This is a genomic window from Spirosoma montaniterrae (assembly GCF_001988955.1).
Taxonomy (GTDB): Bacteria; Bacteroidota; Bacteroidia; order Cytophagales; family Spirosomataceae; genus Spirosoma; species Spirosoma montaniterrae.
In genome coordinates this window covers 5,114,979-5,131,220 of sequence record NZ_CP014263.1, presented here as the reverse complement: position 1 = coordinate 5,131,220, position 16,242 = coordinate 5,114,979, and the positions used below count along the sequence as shown (strand labels likewise).

General features: G+C 51.4%; 15 protein-coding genes. 7 read left to right on the top strand and 8 right to left on the bottom strand.

Annotated elements, in window-relative coordinates; genetic code table 11:
- Positions 1–37 precede the first annotated feature (37 nt).
- Positions 38–2,416 (top strand): TonB-dependent receptor, encoded by a 2,379-nt coding sequence (locus AWR27_RS22100; RefSeq protein ID WP_077133193.1) that lies wholly within the window; start codon positions 38–40, stop codon positions 2,414–2,416.
- 71 nt (positions 2,417–2,487) lie between these two features.
- Here the strand turns inward: AWR27_RS22100 and AWR27_RS22095 are convergent, their stop codons facing one another.
- Both AWR27_RS22095 and AWR27_RS22090 read right to left on the bottom strand, forming a co-directional pair.
- The gene (locus tag AWR27_RS22095) at positions 2,488–5,157 is read right to left on the bottom strand and encodes a PQQ-dependent sugar dehydrogenase (RefSeq protein ID WP_077133191.1); all 2,670 of its coding nucleotides are present in this window, start codon (positions 5,155–5,157) and stop codon (positions 2,488–2,490) included.
- A gap of 104 nt (positions 5,158–5,261) precedes the next feature.
- Entirely contained in the window at positions 5,262–6,401 is a 1,140-nt protein-coding gene (locus AWR27_RS22090) for a cystathionine gamma-synthase (protein WP_077133189.1), read from the bottom strand.
- A 44-nt stretch (positions 6,402–6,445) separates the two neighbouring features.
- Between AWR27_RS22090 and AWR27_RS22085 the strand changes: the two genes are divergently transcribed.
- Complete coding sequence (locus tag AWR27_RS22085; protein ID WP_083732938.1) at positions 6,446–7,117, top strand: TVP38/TMEM64 family protein; 672 nt, start codon at positions 6,446–6,448, stop codon at positions 7,115–7,117.
- Between the two features lie 6 nt (positions 7,118–7,123).
- On the opposite strand, the gene AWR27_RS22080 is transcribed toward AWR27_RS22085, so the two are convergent.
- Positions 7,124–7,930, bottom strand: a complete 807-nt coding sequence (locus tag AWR27_RS22080; RefSeq protein ID WP_232325900.1) for an alpha/beta fold hydrolase — start codon at positions 7,928–7,930, stop codon at positions 7,124–7,126.
- A gap of 50 nt (positions 7,931–7,980) precedes the next feature.
- On the opposite strand from AWR27_RS22080, the gene AWR27_RS22075 reads away from it, so the two are divergent.
- From AWR27_RS22075 to AWR27_RS22065, 3 genes are all read left to right on the top strand, one after another.
- Positions 7,981–8,451: a MaoC family dehydratase gene (locus AWR27_RS22075; RefSeq protein WP_077133187.1), complete on the top strand. Its 471-nt coding sequence runs from the start codon at positions 7,981–7,983 to the stop codon at positions 8,449–8,451.
- Positions 8,452–8,683: 232 nt separating this feature from the next.
- A complete protein-coding gene (locus AWR27_RS22070; RefSeq protein ID WP_077133185.1) occupies positions 8,684–9,853 on the top strand; it encodes an acyl-CoA dehydrogenase in 1,170 nt (389 codons plus the stop codon).
- Between the two features lie 169 nt (positions 9,854–10,022).
- On the top strand, positions 10,023–10,949 hold the full coding sequence (locus tag AWR27_RS22065) for a helix-turn-helix domain-containing protein (protein WP_077133184.1): 927 nt from the start codon (positions 10,023–10,025) through the stop codon (positions 10,947–10,949).
- 35 nt (positions 10,950–10,984) lie between these two features.
- On the opposite strand, the gene AWR27_RS22060 is transcribed toward AWR27_RS22065, so the two are convergent.
- From AWR27_RS22060 to AWR27_RS22040, 5 genes are all read right to left on the bottom strand, one after another.
- Positions 10,985–11,419: an energy transducer TonB gene (locus AWR27_RS22060; RefSeq protein ID WP_077133183.1), complete on the bottom strand. Its 435-nt coding sequence runs from the start codon at positions 11,417–11,419 to the stop codon at positions 10,985–10,987.
- A 3-nt stretch (positions 11,420–11,422) separates the two neighbouring features.
- Positions 11,423–12,232, bottom strand: a complete 810-nt coding sequence (locus tag AWR27_RS22055) for a phosphoglycerol geranylgeranyltransferase (RefSeq protein ID WP_077133181.1) — start codon at positions 12,230–12,232, stop codon at positions 11,423–11,425.
- Positions 12,156–12,680, bottom strand: a complete 525-nt coding sequence (locus AWR27_RS22050) for a hypothetical protein (protein WP_077133180.1) — start codon at positions 12,678–12,680, stop codon at positions 12,156–12,158. Before AWR27_RS22050 ends, AWR27_RS22055 begins: the two co-directional genes overlap by 77 nt.
- Positions 12,681–12,722: 42 nt before the next feature.
- The gene (locus tag AWR27_RS22045) at positions 12,723–13,154 is read right to left on the bottom strand and encodes a phage holin family protein (protein ID WP_077134145.1); all 432 of its coding nucleotides are present in this window, start codon (positions 13,152–13,154) and stop codon (positions 12,723–12,725) included.
- Positions 13,155–13,480: 326 nt separating this feature from the next.
- Complete coding sequence (locus AWR27_RS22040; RefSeq protein WP_077133178.1) at positions 13,481–13,867, bottom strand: TraR/DksA family transcriptional regulator; 387 nt, start codon at positions 13,865–13,867, stop codon at positions 13,481–13,483.
- Between the two features lie 336 nt (positions 13,868–14,203).
- On the opposite strand from AWR27_RS22040, the gene AWR27_RS22035 reads away from it, so the two are divergent.
- Both AWR27_RS22035 and AWR27_RS22030 read left to right on the top strand, forming a co-directional pair.
- The gene (locus AWR27_RS22035; RefSeq protein ID WP_077133176.1) at positions 14,204–15,478 is read left to right on the top strand and encodes a Glu/Leu/Phe/Val family dehydrogenase; all 1,275 of its coding nucleotides are present in this window, start codon (positions 14,204–14,206) and stop codon (positions 15,476–15,478) included.
- A gap of 99 nt (positions 15,479–15,577) precedes the next feature.
- Positions 15,578–16,240 carry a phosphatidylserine decarboxylase family protein gene (locus AWR27_RS22030; RefSeq protein WP_077133175.1) on the top strand — a complete coding sequence of 221 codons (663 nt, stop codon included), beginning with the start codon at positions 15,578–15,580 and terminating at the stop codon, positions 16,238–16,240.
- Positions 16,241–16,242 lie beyond the last annotated feature (2 nt).

The following is a 16,242-nucleotide window of genomic DNA, read 5'->3' as shown; positions in this document are numbered from 1 at the left end:
TAGGTCCGGCCCCTTTGCCTATCGTCGCTTTTTCGTCATGAAAAAACAGACGACCTACTTTTCTCTATCGACGGCCCTGCTGTGGCTGTTGGTCGTGCCTGTTTGGGCACAACTCTCCATTTCCGGCACCGTGCGCGACACCGACGATCCGCTGCCCGGTGCAGCCATCACTGTTGAAGGTACGTACATTGGCACGTTTGCCGATGCGAACGGCGTATTCCGGCTGTCGAATCTTAAACCCGGCCTTATAACGCTGCGGGCTTCGCTGCTGGGCTACGAAGCACAAACGCAGACCATCGACCCGGCTCAGATGAAAACCGTATCGATCACACTACAGAAAACGGCCATTGCCGTCGATGAAGTGGTGGTGAGCGCAACGCGGGCCAATCAGAAATCGGCTATTGCCTATACCGACGTGACGCGTCGGGATTTAACCAAACTCAATCTGGGTCAGGACATTCCGCAACTGCTCAATTTCACGCCCTCTATTGTGACCACCTCCGACGCGGGTGCAGGCGTTGGCTACACTGGCATTCGGATACGCGGCTCCGACGCCACGCGGGTAAACGTGACGCTCAACGGTATTCCTTACAACGATGCCGAATCGCAGGGGACGTTCTTTGTGAACATGCCCGATTTTGCGTCGTCGGTAAGCAGCATTCAGATTCAGCGCGGCATAGGCACGTCGACCAACGGCGCGGGTGCGTTTGGGGCGTCGGTGAATATTCAAACCAATTCGCTGGAGAAAAAACCCTATGCTGAGGCCAACCTGTCGGGCGGGTCGTTTGGTACGCGTCGGGCTACGGTTATGGCCGGAACTGGGCTGCTGAATAACCATTTTGTGGTGGATGCACGGCTATCGCGGATTTATTCTGACGGGTTCATCGACCGGGCATTCTCCGATTTGCGGTCGTTCTATGTATCCGGTGGCTATTATACGGGCAAAAGTTTTATCCGGCTCAACATTTTTTCGGGCCAGGAACAAACCTACCAATCGTGGGGCGGGGTGCCGGAGAATCTGCTGAAAACCAACCGGACATTCAACCCCTACACGTATGACAACGAAACAGACAACTACCAGCAGGATCAGTATCAGTTGATTACGTCGCATGAACTGAGCCGAAAATGGCGGTCGAACGTGTCGTTTTTCTACACGCGGGGCCGGGGTTATTTCGAGCAGTTCCGTCCCGACGAACCTTACAGCGACTATGGCCTGCCGAATGTGATGATTGGCGATTCTACGATTAGGCAGACCGATTTTATCCGCCGACGGTGGTTAGACAATCATTTTTACGGCACCGTGTTTTCGTTCGATTACAACAGTTTCGGCAAGCTAACGGCCAACATTGGTGGTGGCTGGAATCAATATCAGGGCAAACATTTCGGCGAAATCATTTGGGCACGCATCGCCGGGAATACCAATATCCGCGACCGTTATTACGACAACGACGCTACCAAAACCGACGCCAATCTGTATGCCAAAGCGTTTTACCAGTTTACGCCCAACCTGAACGCCTTTGCCGATTTACAGGTACGGACGGTGGGCTATTCGTTTCTGGGCTTCGACGGGCAACTTCGGAATGTGCAGCAAACCGCCAACCTGACGTTCTTCAACCCGAAAGCGGGCCTGACCTACGTGCTGAACGACCGCAACACGCTGTATACATCGGTGGGCGTGGGCCATCGCGAACCCAACCGCGACAATTTCACCCAATCGACACCCGCAAGCCGCCCCAAAGCCGAGCGATTAATCGACTACGAAGCGGGCTGGAAATGGCAAACGCAGCGACTGGCGTTTACGGCCAATGCGTATTACATGAATTACCGGAATCAGTTGGTGTTATCGGGGCAGATCAACGACGTTGGAGCCTATAACCGCGTCAATATTCCGGTCAGTTACCGGGCCGGGCTGGAGTTGGAAGCGGGGGCGAAACTGGCGCAAAAACTCCGCTGGAACGTAAATGCTACATTCAGCCGCAACCGAATTCGCAACTTTACTGAATTCATAGACAATTTCGACACGGGCGAACAGGAAAGCCGCACCTACCGCGAAACCGATATTTCGTTCTCGCCAAACGTAATTGCCGGGTCTCAGTTGCTATTTACCCCAGCCAACAAGCTGGAATTGAGCTTATTATCAAAGTATGTGGGGCAGCAATATTTAGACAATACCTCGAACGCCAGCAGAAGACTCGACCCCTATTTCACGAACGACATTCGGGTTATTTACACAATAAAGCCATCGTTTGCTCAGGAAATTTCGTTTACGCTCCTGCTCAATAACGTGCTGAACGAGTTGTACGAGTCGAACGGCTACACCTACGCTTATATCTCGGAGGGTCGACTCATCGCCGACAATTATTTCTACCCACAAGCCGGACGAAACTTTCTGGCCGGCATTCGGATGCGGTTTTAATTCCCACTGCTTCCCTGTTCTGCAAGCCCCCGAATTAATTCGGGGGCTTGCAGAACAGGGAAAAATAGCATCTACCGCACCAACAACCGCCTGTTGACAACCTTACCGTTTTCGGTTTTCAGCGCAACAGTGTATAAACCAGTCGGCCACTCGGAAACGGGTATTACGTATTCATTTGTTCCGGGCAATACGCGTACCGAACGCGAGAAAACCGCCCGCCCCAGCAGATCGATTACATCAAGTTGGGCTGGGCTGGCAGCGGTAGCTTCGTAGCGCACGGTTGCCTGTTCGCGGGCAGGTACGGGGAACACCGTCAGACTGGCCTCAGCAACTGGCTCGGTAGCGGTGATGACCTGTACGGCAAACAATTGTCCTTTGCTTACAATAGCTTTGTCGAACTGTGTCAATGTACTCCATAACAACCGGGAAACAGCCGCGCCCTGATTTTCTAAGTACTCCATTCGGATGTTGTACTGCCGCCCCGCTACTAAATCGATTCGCGCCGACCACTCCGTTTCGGGCTGAAAAATCCATTTATCGATCAATAGTTTGTCATCGACCCACAGCCTGACACCATCGTCGGATTGTACGTAGAATGTATACGTATCGGTGAACGGTGCAAGCACTTTCCCGGTCCAGCGTGCCACAAATTTATCATCGCCCACACCTCTTGGCCCCTTGTCTCCCCAGTCAAAGTTAACAGTTGGGTCAATTCGCACCAGCGTGGGTAATTCCTTAAACTCGTCTGTACTTGCATAGTATTCGGCCCACAAGCCATTCCCGCCCGACGAGGGCAGCATTTCGTAGGTCATTGTCAGCGTGGCGTTCTGGGCCGGTATTTCGTAATCGACGCGGCTCGTTTTCAGTTGACTGTTCCAGCCCAGAAACTTCGCAAAACCATCTGCCGTAGCCCGGTAGGGCCGGGTTTCGAGCGTGCGGATTGTGCCAACGACCGACTCAAACGTGAAACCTGCCTGATGGGGTTCGCCATCCAGATACAAATCAGCCAGCGACGGATTACTGGCGACCGTCACTAAGGCCAGTTCGGGCTTTACGTCAACATGCGTTTCTGAAAACAGGCCCGACACATCGGTAGCCCGCAAATGCACCCGATACCAGACGTTGGTCGATGTTTCGCCCGAACGGGGTATGGTATAACTTCCTGTGGAGACGGAGCCGGTGGTTGGGCTAAGAGCCGGGTGCGTATGGTCATCGTGGTGAAAGTTGATCCACCACGTCAGTTTGGCCCCGGATAGCGGCTTTTGGCTGGCATCGAGCGCATCGCCCGCAAAGTTGATAACACCACCGGCCCGATACGTCGCGTTGGTAGCGGGTTGCCTGATCCGGGCTACGGGCCGCTGCCCCTGCACCACGCGCAACGTCATGGGTGTCGATTCGTCGGTTCCGAGCGCGTTTACCACCACGCAGCGAAAGACCGCGCCGTTGTCACCAAGTGCCGGGCTGCTGATCGTGAACGTATTCTGATTTGTTTCGCTAATGAGCCGGTCGTTCCGAAACCAGCGGTAGGTCATGGGTTTCTGGCCTACCGCTTCAACCGTGAACGTAGTGGCTTCACCAACCGGCACCAGCACGTTAGTCGATTGGTTGGTGATGTACGGTTTTCCCGAATCAAAGTAGGACACCTTATGCACTGCGCCGTTCCAGGTCGACGTGTTATCCTGCGATGAGCCACCACCCAGCCCGGCGCGGGCCGCATAGTACAGGTATCCGTCGGGGCTGACAACAATTGCTACGGGCCGGTCGATTCCCGTTACGAAATCGCTGATGAGCCGACCGGTTTGTGGGTCGAGCATCTGAATAGTACCCCGGCAATAGTCGGCAAAGAAAAACTTACCCTGGTACGCGGCTGGAAAACGAACCGTAGCTGGGTTATAAAACGCAACGCCCGTTACGGCGCAACCCGTATTGTGGTCGTAACTATACATTGGATCCTGATAATTGGCGGGTGCGGTTTGCCCATTCCGGCGTCCTTCGATAATCGGCCAGCCGTAATTCCGCCCAGCCAACACCTCATTAACCTCTTCAAAATTAGATCCACCAACGTCGCCGACGAAAATACGGCCCGATGCCCGGTCAATGTCCATTGAAAACGGATTGCGAAAACCGAGCGCGTAAATGGCCCTCAATTGCCCGCTAACCTGGTTATAAAACGGGTTGTCGGCAGGAATACTTCCATCGTCGTTGAGCCGCAGGATTTTGCCCAGCAGCGACGTCATACTTTGCGCCGATCCGGGGCTACCGCCATCGCCAATAGTTACGTACAGTTTACGGTCATTGCCGAACCGCATGGCTCCGGCGTTGTGGATGGAGCCAACCAGTTGATCAAATTCCATCAGCACCGTTTCGCTTTGCGGATTTGCCGTGCTGCCCGATACCGTGAATCGGCTAAGCCGGTTGGCATTGCGGCCTTTCACGGTATAGTATGCGTAGAGGTAGGGCGTCCGGGGAAAATCGGGGTGGAAACACAAGCCCGACAGCCCGCGTTCGTTGCTGACGTCAACATTGCCAACGGTTAGAAACGGGTCAGGAGCCAGCACGTCGTCGATGATTTCGCGCACGTCACCGTCTTTTTCAACCACGAACAACCGGCCATCGGGCGAGAAGGTCAGTGTCGTTGGATTCAGGTTCCGGGCAATCTGACGTTGTACAAAACCGGCTGGCACCTGCGCCTGTGACAATAGAGCGCAACCAAGCAAAACGAATAGATAAATAGAGCGCATAGTAGCCGTGCGGTGGACGTATAGTTAGCCGTTTTCTCAAAAAATTCGCAATCCACCCGCCAATCTTCTACTTAATAGACAGACAAAGGCCAATAAAGTAACAGCTACTGTATTGCCTGCGTTAAATCCTGAATCAGATCGTCTACGTCTTCGATGCCAACGCTCAGTCGGATAAGGGTATCTTTCAGGCCATTTTTCTCGCGTTCTTCTTTCGGAATGCTGGCGTGGGTCATGCTGGCCGGGTGCGTACACAACGACTCAACCCCACCCAGCGACTCGCCCAGCGAGAATACGCTGAAACTTTCCATCACGCGCACGGCTTCGTCCATGCGGTCGCCTGCCAGCTCAAACGAAAGCATTCCGCCAAAGCCGCGCATTTGTTGTTTGGCTAATTCGTGGCCGGGGTGGGTGGGCAAACCGGGATAGTACACGTGGCTCACCTTCGGGTGCTGTTGCAGAAACTCGGCTACTTTCTGGGCGTTTTCGCAGTGCCGCTGCATCCTGACGTGCAGGGTTTTGATACCACGAAGCACCAAAAAACAATCCTGCGGCCCTGGCACGGCTCCACAGGCATTCTGAATAAAGGCCAGTCGCTGCGCCGTTTCGTCGTCGTTCAATACAATTGCCCCCATTACCGTATCGGAGTGACCGCCCAGATATTTCGTGACAGAATGCACCACAATGTCGGCTCCCAGATCGAGCGGGTTTTGCAGGTAGGGCGACGCGAACGTATTATCGACTACGAGTTGGATGCCGCGCGATTTAGTAATAGCCGCAATAGCCGTAATATCAACCAGCCGCAGCAGCGGATTGGTAGGCGTTTCGATCCAGACCATCTTGGTGGCGGGCGTTATAGCCGCTTCCAGCAGCGACGGGTCGGCCAGGTTCACGAACGAAAATTTCAGCCCGAATTCCTGAAATACGCGTACCATAATCCGATACGTGCCGCCATAGAGGTCGTTGCTGGCAATAATCTCATCGCCGGGCCGGAACAGTTTCAGTATAGCGTCGGTTGCGCCAAGCCCCGACGAATAGCAAATGCCATGCCTGCCGTTTTCGAGAGCTGCGAGGTTATTTTGCAACACCGTTCGGGTAGGGTTCTGCGTGCGGGCGTATTCGTAGCCCTTGTGCTTACCCGGCGACTCCTGCACATACGTCGACGTCTGGTATATGGGCGTCATAATTGCGCCCGTTGTAGGGTCCGGCTCAATACCGGCATGGATGGCTTTGGTTCCGAAGTTCATATGCAAAGGTAACGAAACCGCTTCGCTCACGGTTTAGCTATTCAGTGGAACAATCTATTCGCCAAAAACTTACCGGTCCAGCCGTTGCGGGTGTGCTGATGTCTGTCACGCCCATTGTCTTCACGTCGGTGCTGTCGTACTATGCCGTTGTCCATGAAGCGGCCATCGCTGGTTTTTCAGGCGGGCAATGGGCCGTTGTTACGCTGGTCTGTGCCATAACGTCTGCCGCACTGACGCCCCCCACCATGCTGGCTCTTCTGTTTGGCTACTTTCTGGGCTGGGGAGCGGTTTTACCCATTTTTGTTATCAACTTCGGGGGCATTCTCTTTATCAATCAACTCGTTCACTGGCTCGACCACGACCGATTCATACGGTTTCTGCGACGCAATCCGAAAGCACAGTCGGTACTCGACCGTATCTTAAACAAAGAACTCGAAGTCATTTTTTTCGCCAAACTCTCCCCTATTCTACCCTTCGGTCTCACCAATTTATTATTTGCGCTGTCGGGGGCGAAACTGAAAAACATTCTGCTTGGCGGTTTTCTGGGCATGACACCGCGCACGTTGCTGGCGGTTTGGTCGGGCCACGAAGCCCGCGAAATCAGAACCCTGCTCGAAGACCCGAACCAAAGCATCTGGGGCGAAATCATCATTGCCGGGCTGATTCTGGTGTCTATTGCCGGTCTGTGGCGCGTAATTCAGCGGGCGTTGCGCTGAGTAAGATCAGACTTTTTCTGCCACCAACTCAATCAGCCGGTTATGACCCGTTTTCAAAACGGTTACTTCATAGTGCCGAAGCCGTTTGGTGAGCGGCAAAATATAATTTCCCGGCACGATACGATCAAATTCGCCCGTGAAAAACCGGACACGTACCGGATTGGCAATCAATTGAGTAGAAACAATTTCCAAATCAGGCCGGATGTGCCGAAACTGCGTCCAGGTCTGGTACACGAGCGTTCGCTGTTCGGGCGTGGCGAGCGAGATTTCGGCGAAGCGCATGACCGTTCGGTTGAGCAAACCCAGCCGCACCAGCCTGTGGCCGAAGTAGCTCAGCAAAGGCAGATGCCGCAACACGTACCGAAACAATGCCCGCCCGGCGGCTGTGCTGGTGGCAAGTTCGTACCAGAAACTCCGCGTGATGCCATCGGGCGCAATGAGCAGCAGTTGATCGAGCTGCCCGGCAAAGGCTTCGACCAGCGTCAGGGCAAACCGACCACCGAGGCTGAAACCGATGAGCGAAAATCGATCAATGCGGTGCGCCTGTAGAAAAGCATCAATAAACCGTTGCCAGTCTGATTTAGTTAGTAGGTCATTACCGACGAACGTGCTGCCGTGATAATACAAATCGATGGCATAAACTGTAAACCGAGTAGCGGCTAATGGCTCAAACACGGCTCCGTTCTGCCCGAAACCGTGAAACGCCAGCAATGCCGTTGGGCCGTTACCAAACACACGGTAAGCAATTTGGCTCTGCTCGAAGGAAAAAAACTGAGTACTACCAACCGTGTTCATCCGGTAAAGATATTGCACGGCTGAATAACAGGTATTCAGCTTACATTATTCATTTCTCTTTGCCCTCTATGCAAACCTTTGCCAACCTCGATGAATTTGCCGCCCACGCGGGTCAGCCACTCGGCGAAACAGACTACATGACCATTACACAGGAGATGGTCAATTTATTCGCTCAGGCTACCGGCGATCATCAGTGGATTCATACCGACCCCGAACGAGCGGCCCGCGAATCGCCTTATCGAACGCCAATTGCTCACGGATTTCTTACCCTTTCGCTGGCTCCCAAACTCATGGCTGAGATTTACCGCGTTGAATCGGTGAAAATGGGCATCAATTACGGGGCTAATAAAATCCGGTTTACCAACGCCGTTCCGGTAGGTAGCCGTTTGCGCATGAAAGCCTGGCTTCATCATGCCGAACCGCAACATGCAAACGAGGGTAGCCGGGGAGTGCGGGCCATTGTTGAATGCGCGTTTGAGGTAGAAGGCGAAACAAAACCAGCCTGCGTAGCCGAGTTGATTACATTGCTGTTTGAATAGGAACCAGGATTAGCCAGGATTGACAGGATTAAATGGGATGTCTGACCAGGATTAGCCGGGATTGACAAGGTTAAACGGGATTTATGCGGTGTGTTTGTTTTACAGAATCAAATGAGCAGTGCATAGAATCTTGTAGTAATCCTGAAAATCATGGCTAATCATGGTTCAGACTCCTGGTTCAGGTTATCTTTGTACCATTCATTTTACAACAAACCAAAACCACTTGCAACCTATGGCAACGGCAACGCTGGAGTTACAGGGATTAAATTTCAACTTGACGGAAGAACACCGGGCCGTGCAGGAAGCCGCCCGCGACTTTGCGCAAAGCGAGCTGCTGCCGGGCGTGATCGAGCGTGACAACGAACAGAAATTCCCGACCGAACTGATTCGGCGAATGGGTGAGCTGGGATTTATGGGTATGATGGTCTCGCCCGACTATGGTGGGGGCGGCATGGATACGGTATCGTATGTATTGGCGATGGAAGAACTCTCCAAAGTCGATGCGTCGGCCTCTGTAATCGTATCTGTGAATAACTCATTGGTTTGCTATGGTTTAGAAGCCTATGGCACCGAAGAGCAGAAACAAAAGTACCTGACCCGGCTGGCTACGGGCGAAACCATAGGCGCCTTCTGCCTATCAGAACCCGAAGCCGGTTCCGACGCTACTTCGCAGGCTACGACCGCCGAAGACAAAGGCGACCACTACCTGCTGAACGGCACTAAAAACTGGATCACCAACGGCAACACGTCGGGCATTTGCTTGGTAATTGCCCAAACCGACCGCGAAAAACGGCACCGGGGCATCAACTGCTTAGTTGTGGAAAAAGGGGCACCCGGTTTTGTAGTCGGCAAAAAAGAAGACAAAATGGGTATTCGGGCGTCAGACACGCACTCGCTGCTGTTTACCGACGTGAAAGTGCCAAAAGAAGACCGTATCGGCGACGACGGTTTTGGCTTCAAGTTCGCCATGTCGACGCTCAACGGGGGGCGCATTGGCATTGCCGCTCAGGCGTTGGGGATTGCTGCCGGAGCTTATGAACTGGCGTTGAAGTACAGTCAGGAGCGCAAAGCGTTTGGCAAACAAATCTTTGACCATCAGGCCATTCAGTTTAAACTGGCCGAAATGGCAACTAAGATAGAAGCTGCCCGGCTGCTGGTTTACAAAGCCGCCCGGCTCAAAGATGAACACAAAGATTACGTACAGGCTGCTGCGATGGCAAAACTATTTGCTTCAGACGTAGCCATGTGGGCCACCACCGAAGCCGTGCAGATTCATGGCGGCTATGGGTATGTAAAAGAGTTTCACGTTGAACGGTTCATGCGCGACGCAAAAATCACTCAGATATACGAGGGTACGTCTGAAATACAAAAATTAGTGATTGCCCGCGAGCTCGTTCGATAAGTTTTTTTTAACACAAATAGTATTATTCCGTAGTCTGAGCGCGAATCCTTCATGGATTCGCGCGTTTTTTTTATCTTCTGGAAACTTTTATACTTGTATTAGTTTTGTACAAATTATTAGTTTTGTGCAAATTTGAGCGCAGACACTCAGACTATACACCCCATCCGCTATGGAAGATTATAATAAGATTATCGAATCGCTGGGCGTCAAATTCATAAAAGCCCGCAACATTCGGATTTTACAACCGATCACGATAAAGAATTTTTACGACGTCGAAAACACGCTGTTGATTCTATACAATGGCGAAGTCTCGATTGGCGATGATAGAATAAAAGTTGACGTGGGCGACATGCTGTTCATTCCGGGCGGTAAGCACGTAACGGTCACTTATGGCGATTCATCGAACCCGAAAACGGTCTCGAATGAAGATTTTATGACTCACCGCGAGTCGTACTGGGAGGGCAACAACGATCCTAAGCTGATTGGGCACTTACCCAACTCGTTCGGCTATGTGTCGTTTGAAGCTAAAGTATTCGATTCGGTCAATTTCTTCAATTCGCTCGACGTGCCGCCGTTCATTATCAAGCGCGAAGAATCGCTGGCGATTGCCATTAATCAGATTCTGGCCGAAGAAATGACCGATCTGGCGGGTAAAGGGCGGATTATCAAGATCAAAACCGAAGAGATTGTCATCGATGTCATTCGGTACATCCTGAAGAACCGCCTGTTTGTCGAGCAGTTGGTAACGAACAGCACGTATTTCAAAGACCCGCGCCTGATCGATATCTTTGCCTATATCAAAGACAACCTCGGTGGCGACCTGTCGAACAAGGTGCTGGCAAACGTTGCCAACGTATCGGAAGATTACGTTGGGCAGTACTTCAAAATGCTGACGGGCATTAACCCACAGGATTACATCGAATACCAGCGTATGGAAGCTGCCGTTGGCCTGCTGCGCACAAGCAAGAAAAGCATTCGGGCCATCGGTTCGGAGGTGGGCTACAAAGACACTGCCTATTTCTGCCGCCGGTTCAAGATGATGTTCGGTATTCCGGCGGGCAAGATGCGCCGTCGCGAATCGCTGATGAACGTTTAACAAAAACCCCCGGCCAATCTGGTCGGGGGTTTTTGTTATAACGTTACTTCTATAGGTAGCGTGTAGAACACAGGTACAGGTCGTCCGTCAACTTCGCCCGGTCGCCAGCGGGGCATCTGTTCGACCGACGTAATAATCGACGCCATAAAGCCCTGTAAACTTTTTTTGGTTTTATTGTCGAGCGTTTTGGTCAGTATGCGCACGTCGCGCACCGAGCCATCAGCATCAACAATGAACCGCGCCGATATGGGGCCGGTGTTGTATGAATTGCGCGTCAACGAGCCAGGAACTTTGATGGTAGCGGCCAAATAGCGGCTGAGGGCAGCTTTACCGCCCGGAAATTCCGGTTCGCGTTCTGGCACGGTGTACACCTTCGTTAACCGCGACTGGGCCATTGTGTCGACCGATGCGGTGCCGAGCAGACCGGCAATCAGCACGGTCATTGTCAGCCATTTGTTGTATGTTTTCATGAATTAAGCACGAACGGCGGATTGATTGAATTCGCGAACAACCGTCGACAACTCCGGTAGTAGATCGGGATTCTGCTCGACACCATTGCCTACGACGACTAAATCAGCACCGGCTTTGAGGGCATGATAAGCTTTCTCCCCCGAATTGATACCTCCGCCAACCACTATTGGCGTATCGACGGCGGCCCGAACGGCAGTAATCATCTCAGCCGATACGGGTCTGCGGGCACCGCTGCCTGCATCTAAATACATCAATTGCAGCCCAAGCATTTCACCCGCCATCGCCGTGCAGGCTGCCACAGCGGGCTTATCGTAGGGCAACGGCATGGTGCCGCTTACGTAAGATACCGTGGTTGGCGCACCACTATCGACTACCATATAACCCGTTGGCAATATCTCCAGACCACTTTGTTTCAGTAGTGGAGCCGCAATAACATGCTGCCCAATCAGGAATTCAGGATTACGGCCCGAAATCAGCGACAAAAACAGAATGGCATCGGCTGTCGGTTCGATGTGTAACGGATTGCCCGGAAACAAAACCACTGGAGTGGTTGAATACTGGCGAATCGTAGCAATTACTTCCTTGTGCGCGTAGTTGGTTACCAAGCTGCCACCTACCAAAAAGAAATCGACCGGATGCCGCTGCGTTTGCGACAACAGGTCGATCAGTGCATTCTGCTCAACCTTATCAGGGTCGAGCAGAATGGCACAGGTTTTATACCCCGCCAGTTTATGATTACGGAGTGTAGTTAACAGGCTGTGTTGTGGCCTTTTCGTGGTATTTCGTTGGGTCGGCAGTTGGATTGATGGCATTATTCTGACGGATACGGCTTATAAAGCCCATTAACTGTTCGCGGGCGATGTTGGTCAGCACTGAAGTAATCAAACCACCAATCAGACCGCTGGCAGCCGCTGCTTTCTGAGTTTTTTTCGCCTGTTGCTTAACAGCTTTTTGCGTAGTTGGCTGAGCAGGCTCATCGTCATACGCTTCCTCGCTGTAATCGTCTTCGTCATACGCTTCTGATTCGCCGTACTTTTCGGCATATCGGTACTCGTCGGACTTGGGCAACACGGCATTAACAACCAAATATACGGCTAAAGCGGCACCTGCAACAAATAGGGCCGTTTTACCAGCCTCGCTGGCGTCGTCTTTTATCGAATCGACACTATTGGAGATTGACGTTTTGAAGCGTTCTGTTGCTGCCATCAATTGCGCCCGGCGGGCCGTAGTATCAGCAAAGGGTACTTTTGGATCTTCCATAATCGGTTATATTAGTAAAGAAACACGTTGATTCGCGGTTAATTAATCGATAGTCCGGTTAGTCGGCTGCTGACTCATGTCCGACCGGGTTTTCGCCATCAATTCTTCTACGGCGTTCGATTTTTCCTCTTTCTTTTTCTCCTGGCTTTTCCTGAGCGCGTTATACGCTGCTACCCGGATTTTACTGGAGAAGAAGTCTTTGGCAAACAACCAGATTAACGTCAGAATCAGGAAAAACCCGGCTACTATCAGAAAGCCGAGGTAGCGGCTGTCAGTAACTTCATTTAAATAAGCCGCCAGCAAACTAAACAAAAAGATGGTTGTCATTGTACCGAGCAATGCCAGCACAATGCTGTGAATACCCACCACCACGCCTTCCTCCAGCTTGCCACGCGTTTCGAGCGTAAACAGCTCGATGCGGGCTTCGAGGTAGTGGAATATATTTTCTCTGATTTCTTCCAGACGTTCGAGCATAATGGTAATCAAAAAGTTCTGTACCTGCCGTATTTACAAAATCCCGTCCAATTTGTTCAAAAATTGACCGTATAGCCTTGCTCTTCGTAGAAAAAGCAGTGAATGAATAGAGCGTCAGACTGTTTAGACGATAATTGATTAAAAAGCCACTTGCCTATAGCTAATTCGTTGGGACTGTATTGCTGTTCTGGCGGATATTTGGCACAGGATTGTGGAAAAAACGCCACTCCTTTTTAAATATTCGGTACGAAAAAAGCAGACGGTCATACCTCCCAATCCATGAACAGGCTGGGAAATATGACCGTCTGCTGCGCGGCAATAGCTACTTAATTCGATTGCCGCAGTTTTGCCTCAATAGTCTGTTGGGTGTGAGGCACAGCCCGAAGACGCTCTTTAGGAATCAGCTTTCCTGTATCTTTACAAACGCCGTAAGTGCCGTTCTTAATCCGAACCATTGCTGCATCTAACTGCTGAATAAATTTTTGCAGCCGGGCCGCTAACTGACTCAAGTTCTCTCGTTCGCTGGTATCGGCACCATCTTCGAGAAGCTTCGAGTTTCCCGAGGTGTTATCTGTACCGCTATCGTTGCGCTTACTGAGTGTTTCCTTGATGTAGTTCAGTTCACTGCGGGTGGCATCAAGTTTTTGGCCGATCAGTTCCGCAAACTCTTTTAGCTCTTCTTCCGAATACCGTTTCTTCTCTTCTTGAACCATGGGTACGTGGGACTCTTAGATGGGTGTGCCAAAAATTTAACCGCAAAATTAAAGAATAATAACGGGGTTGTCAATCAAGTAGATACAACAGATACTTTTTTTCTCTAAAATTATCAAATTGTAAAGTTTACATTTCACCCAAGATTCTTCGGTATCAGCCGGGTTTTTTCAAACACGATTTTGGTAGTTGCTCTGGATATAAACGATTATACGGGATTGCTTATTTAGATTAATCGTAGAAAAAATATACTTTTGATAATGTAATCCTTGATTTAGTAAGTTTGCATAAGACTTCGCCAGCAAACCGGTTATTATTAGGCAAGTTTTCACATCGCTATGGGCTATATAGAACCAGCACCAATAAAAGACAAAGAGAATCCGCTTGAGTCAATGATGTCGCGCTTCGATGCGGCAGCCCGCCTTCTGGGTATTTCAGACGAAATGTACGATATATTGAAAGTGCCCGCCCGGCAGGTGATTGTTGGGTTGCCCGTTACGATGGATAACGGCAGCATTCGGGTATTTGAAGGCTATCGGGTTATTCACTCCAATATTCTTGGCCCAGCCAAAGGCGGCATCCGGCTCGATCCGGGCGTTCATCTTGATGAAGTTCGCGCATTAGCCGCCTGGATGACCTGGAAATGCGCCGTTGTCGATATCCCGTATGGTGGAGCCAAAGGCGGTATCGCCTGCAACCCCCGCGAGATGTCGCCCGGCGAAATTGAACGGCTGATCCGCGCCTATACCGTTCAGATGCTCGACGTATTTGGCCCCGACCGCGACATTCCGGCTCCCGACATGGGCACCGGCCCACGCGAAATGGCCTGGATCGTTGACGAGTACTCGAAAGCTAAAGGCATGACAGTCAATGCGGTAGTTACAGGCAAGCCGCTCGTGCTGGGTGGGTCGCTGGGACGCACCGAGGCCACGGGCCGGGGCGTTACGGTGGCCGCGCTGGCTGCTATGGACAAGTTGCGGATGAATCCCTATCGTACTACAGCCGCTATTCAGGGGTTCGGTAACGTAGGCTCATTTGCTGCTGAGTTATTGCAGGAGCGTGGTGTTACGGTAAAAGCAGTCAGCGATATTTCGGGCGGTTATTATAACGACAAAGGCATCGATATCGACGCGGCCATTGCTTATCGAAACGCTAACAAAGGAACACTGGAAGGCTTCACGGGTGCCGAAAAAATATCGAACGAGGAACTGCTCTCGCTGGCCGTTGACGTGTTGGTGCCTGCTGCTAAGGAAGACGTAATTACCGACGACAATGCCGATCAGATTCAGGCTAAAATGATTGTTGAAGGAGCCAATGGCCCTACTTCGGCTTCGGCAGACGAGATTATCAACAGTAAAGGTATTCTGGTTGTACCCGATATTCTGGCAAATGCTGGCGGGGTAACGGTATCCTATTTCGAGTGGGTGCAGAATCGCATCGGTTATAAATGGACACTCGACCGCATCAACCGCCGGGCCGACCGTGTTATGAAAGATGCTTTCGACCGCGTTTTCGAGACGTCGCAGAAATATCAGGTGCCGATGCGTTTGGCCGCTTATATGGTTGCCATCGACAAAGTAGCCAGCACCTATAAGTTTCGGGGTGGATATTGATAGATTTTTGATTTACGGGTTACGATTTACGATTTTTGTCGGTAAATCTATGCGATTAAGGAAATCGTAGATCGTAAATCGTAATCCATAAATCAATTCATGCGTTTACATCGCGAAGGATACACCATTATGCTGACAACAGGGCTGGTACTACTAGCTCTGAATTTGCTGGCTTATTTTTACCTATTTTCCGATAACTCAATTGCTATCAGCCTGTTAGCAGCAGCCAGTTTAGTACTATTCGGGTTGATTGTGCAGTTTTTTCGGGTGCCTAACCGGCAGTTGACCCTGAGCGACCGGCAGGTAATTGCCCCCGCCGACGGTACGGTTGTAGTGATTGAAGAAACCGACGAAAGCGAGTATTTCAAAGCACGTCGGCGGCAGATTTCTATTTTTATGTCGCCCCTCAACGTACACGTTAACCGAAATCCGGTGTCAGGCATTGTCCGGTACTTTAAATATTACCCTGGCAAGTACTTAGTGGCCTGGCATCCGAAATCGAGCACCGAAAACGAGCGGACAACCGTAGTTATCGAAACGGCGAACGGCGTGGAAGTGCTGTTCCGGCAAATTGCCGGAGCCGTAGCCCGGCGAATTCGCTGGTATGTTAAAGAAAATCAGCCTGTTGAACAGGGACAGGAAATGGGGTTCATCAAATTTGGCTCCCGCGTCGATGTCTTTATACCATTAGACGCCGAAGTGAAAGTTAACATCGGCGACCGTATGAAAGGCGGGGTCACGGTGCTGGCCGAATTGCCTTGATA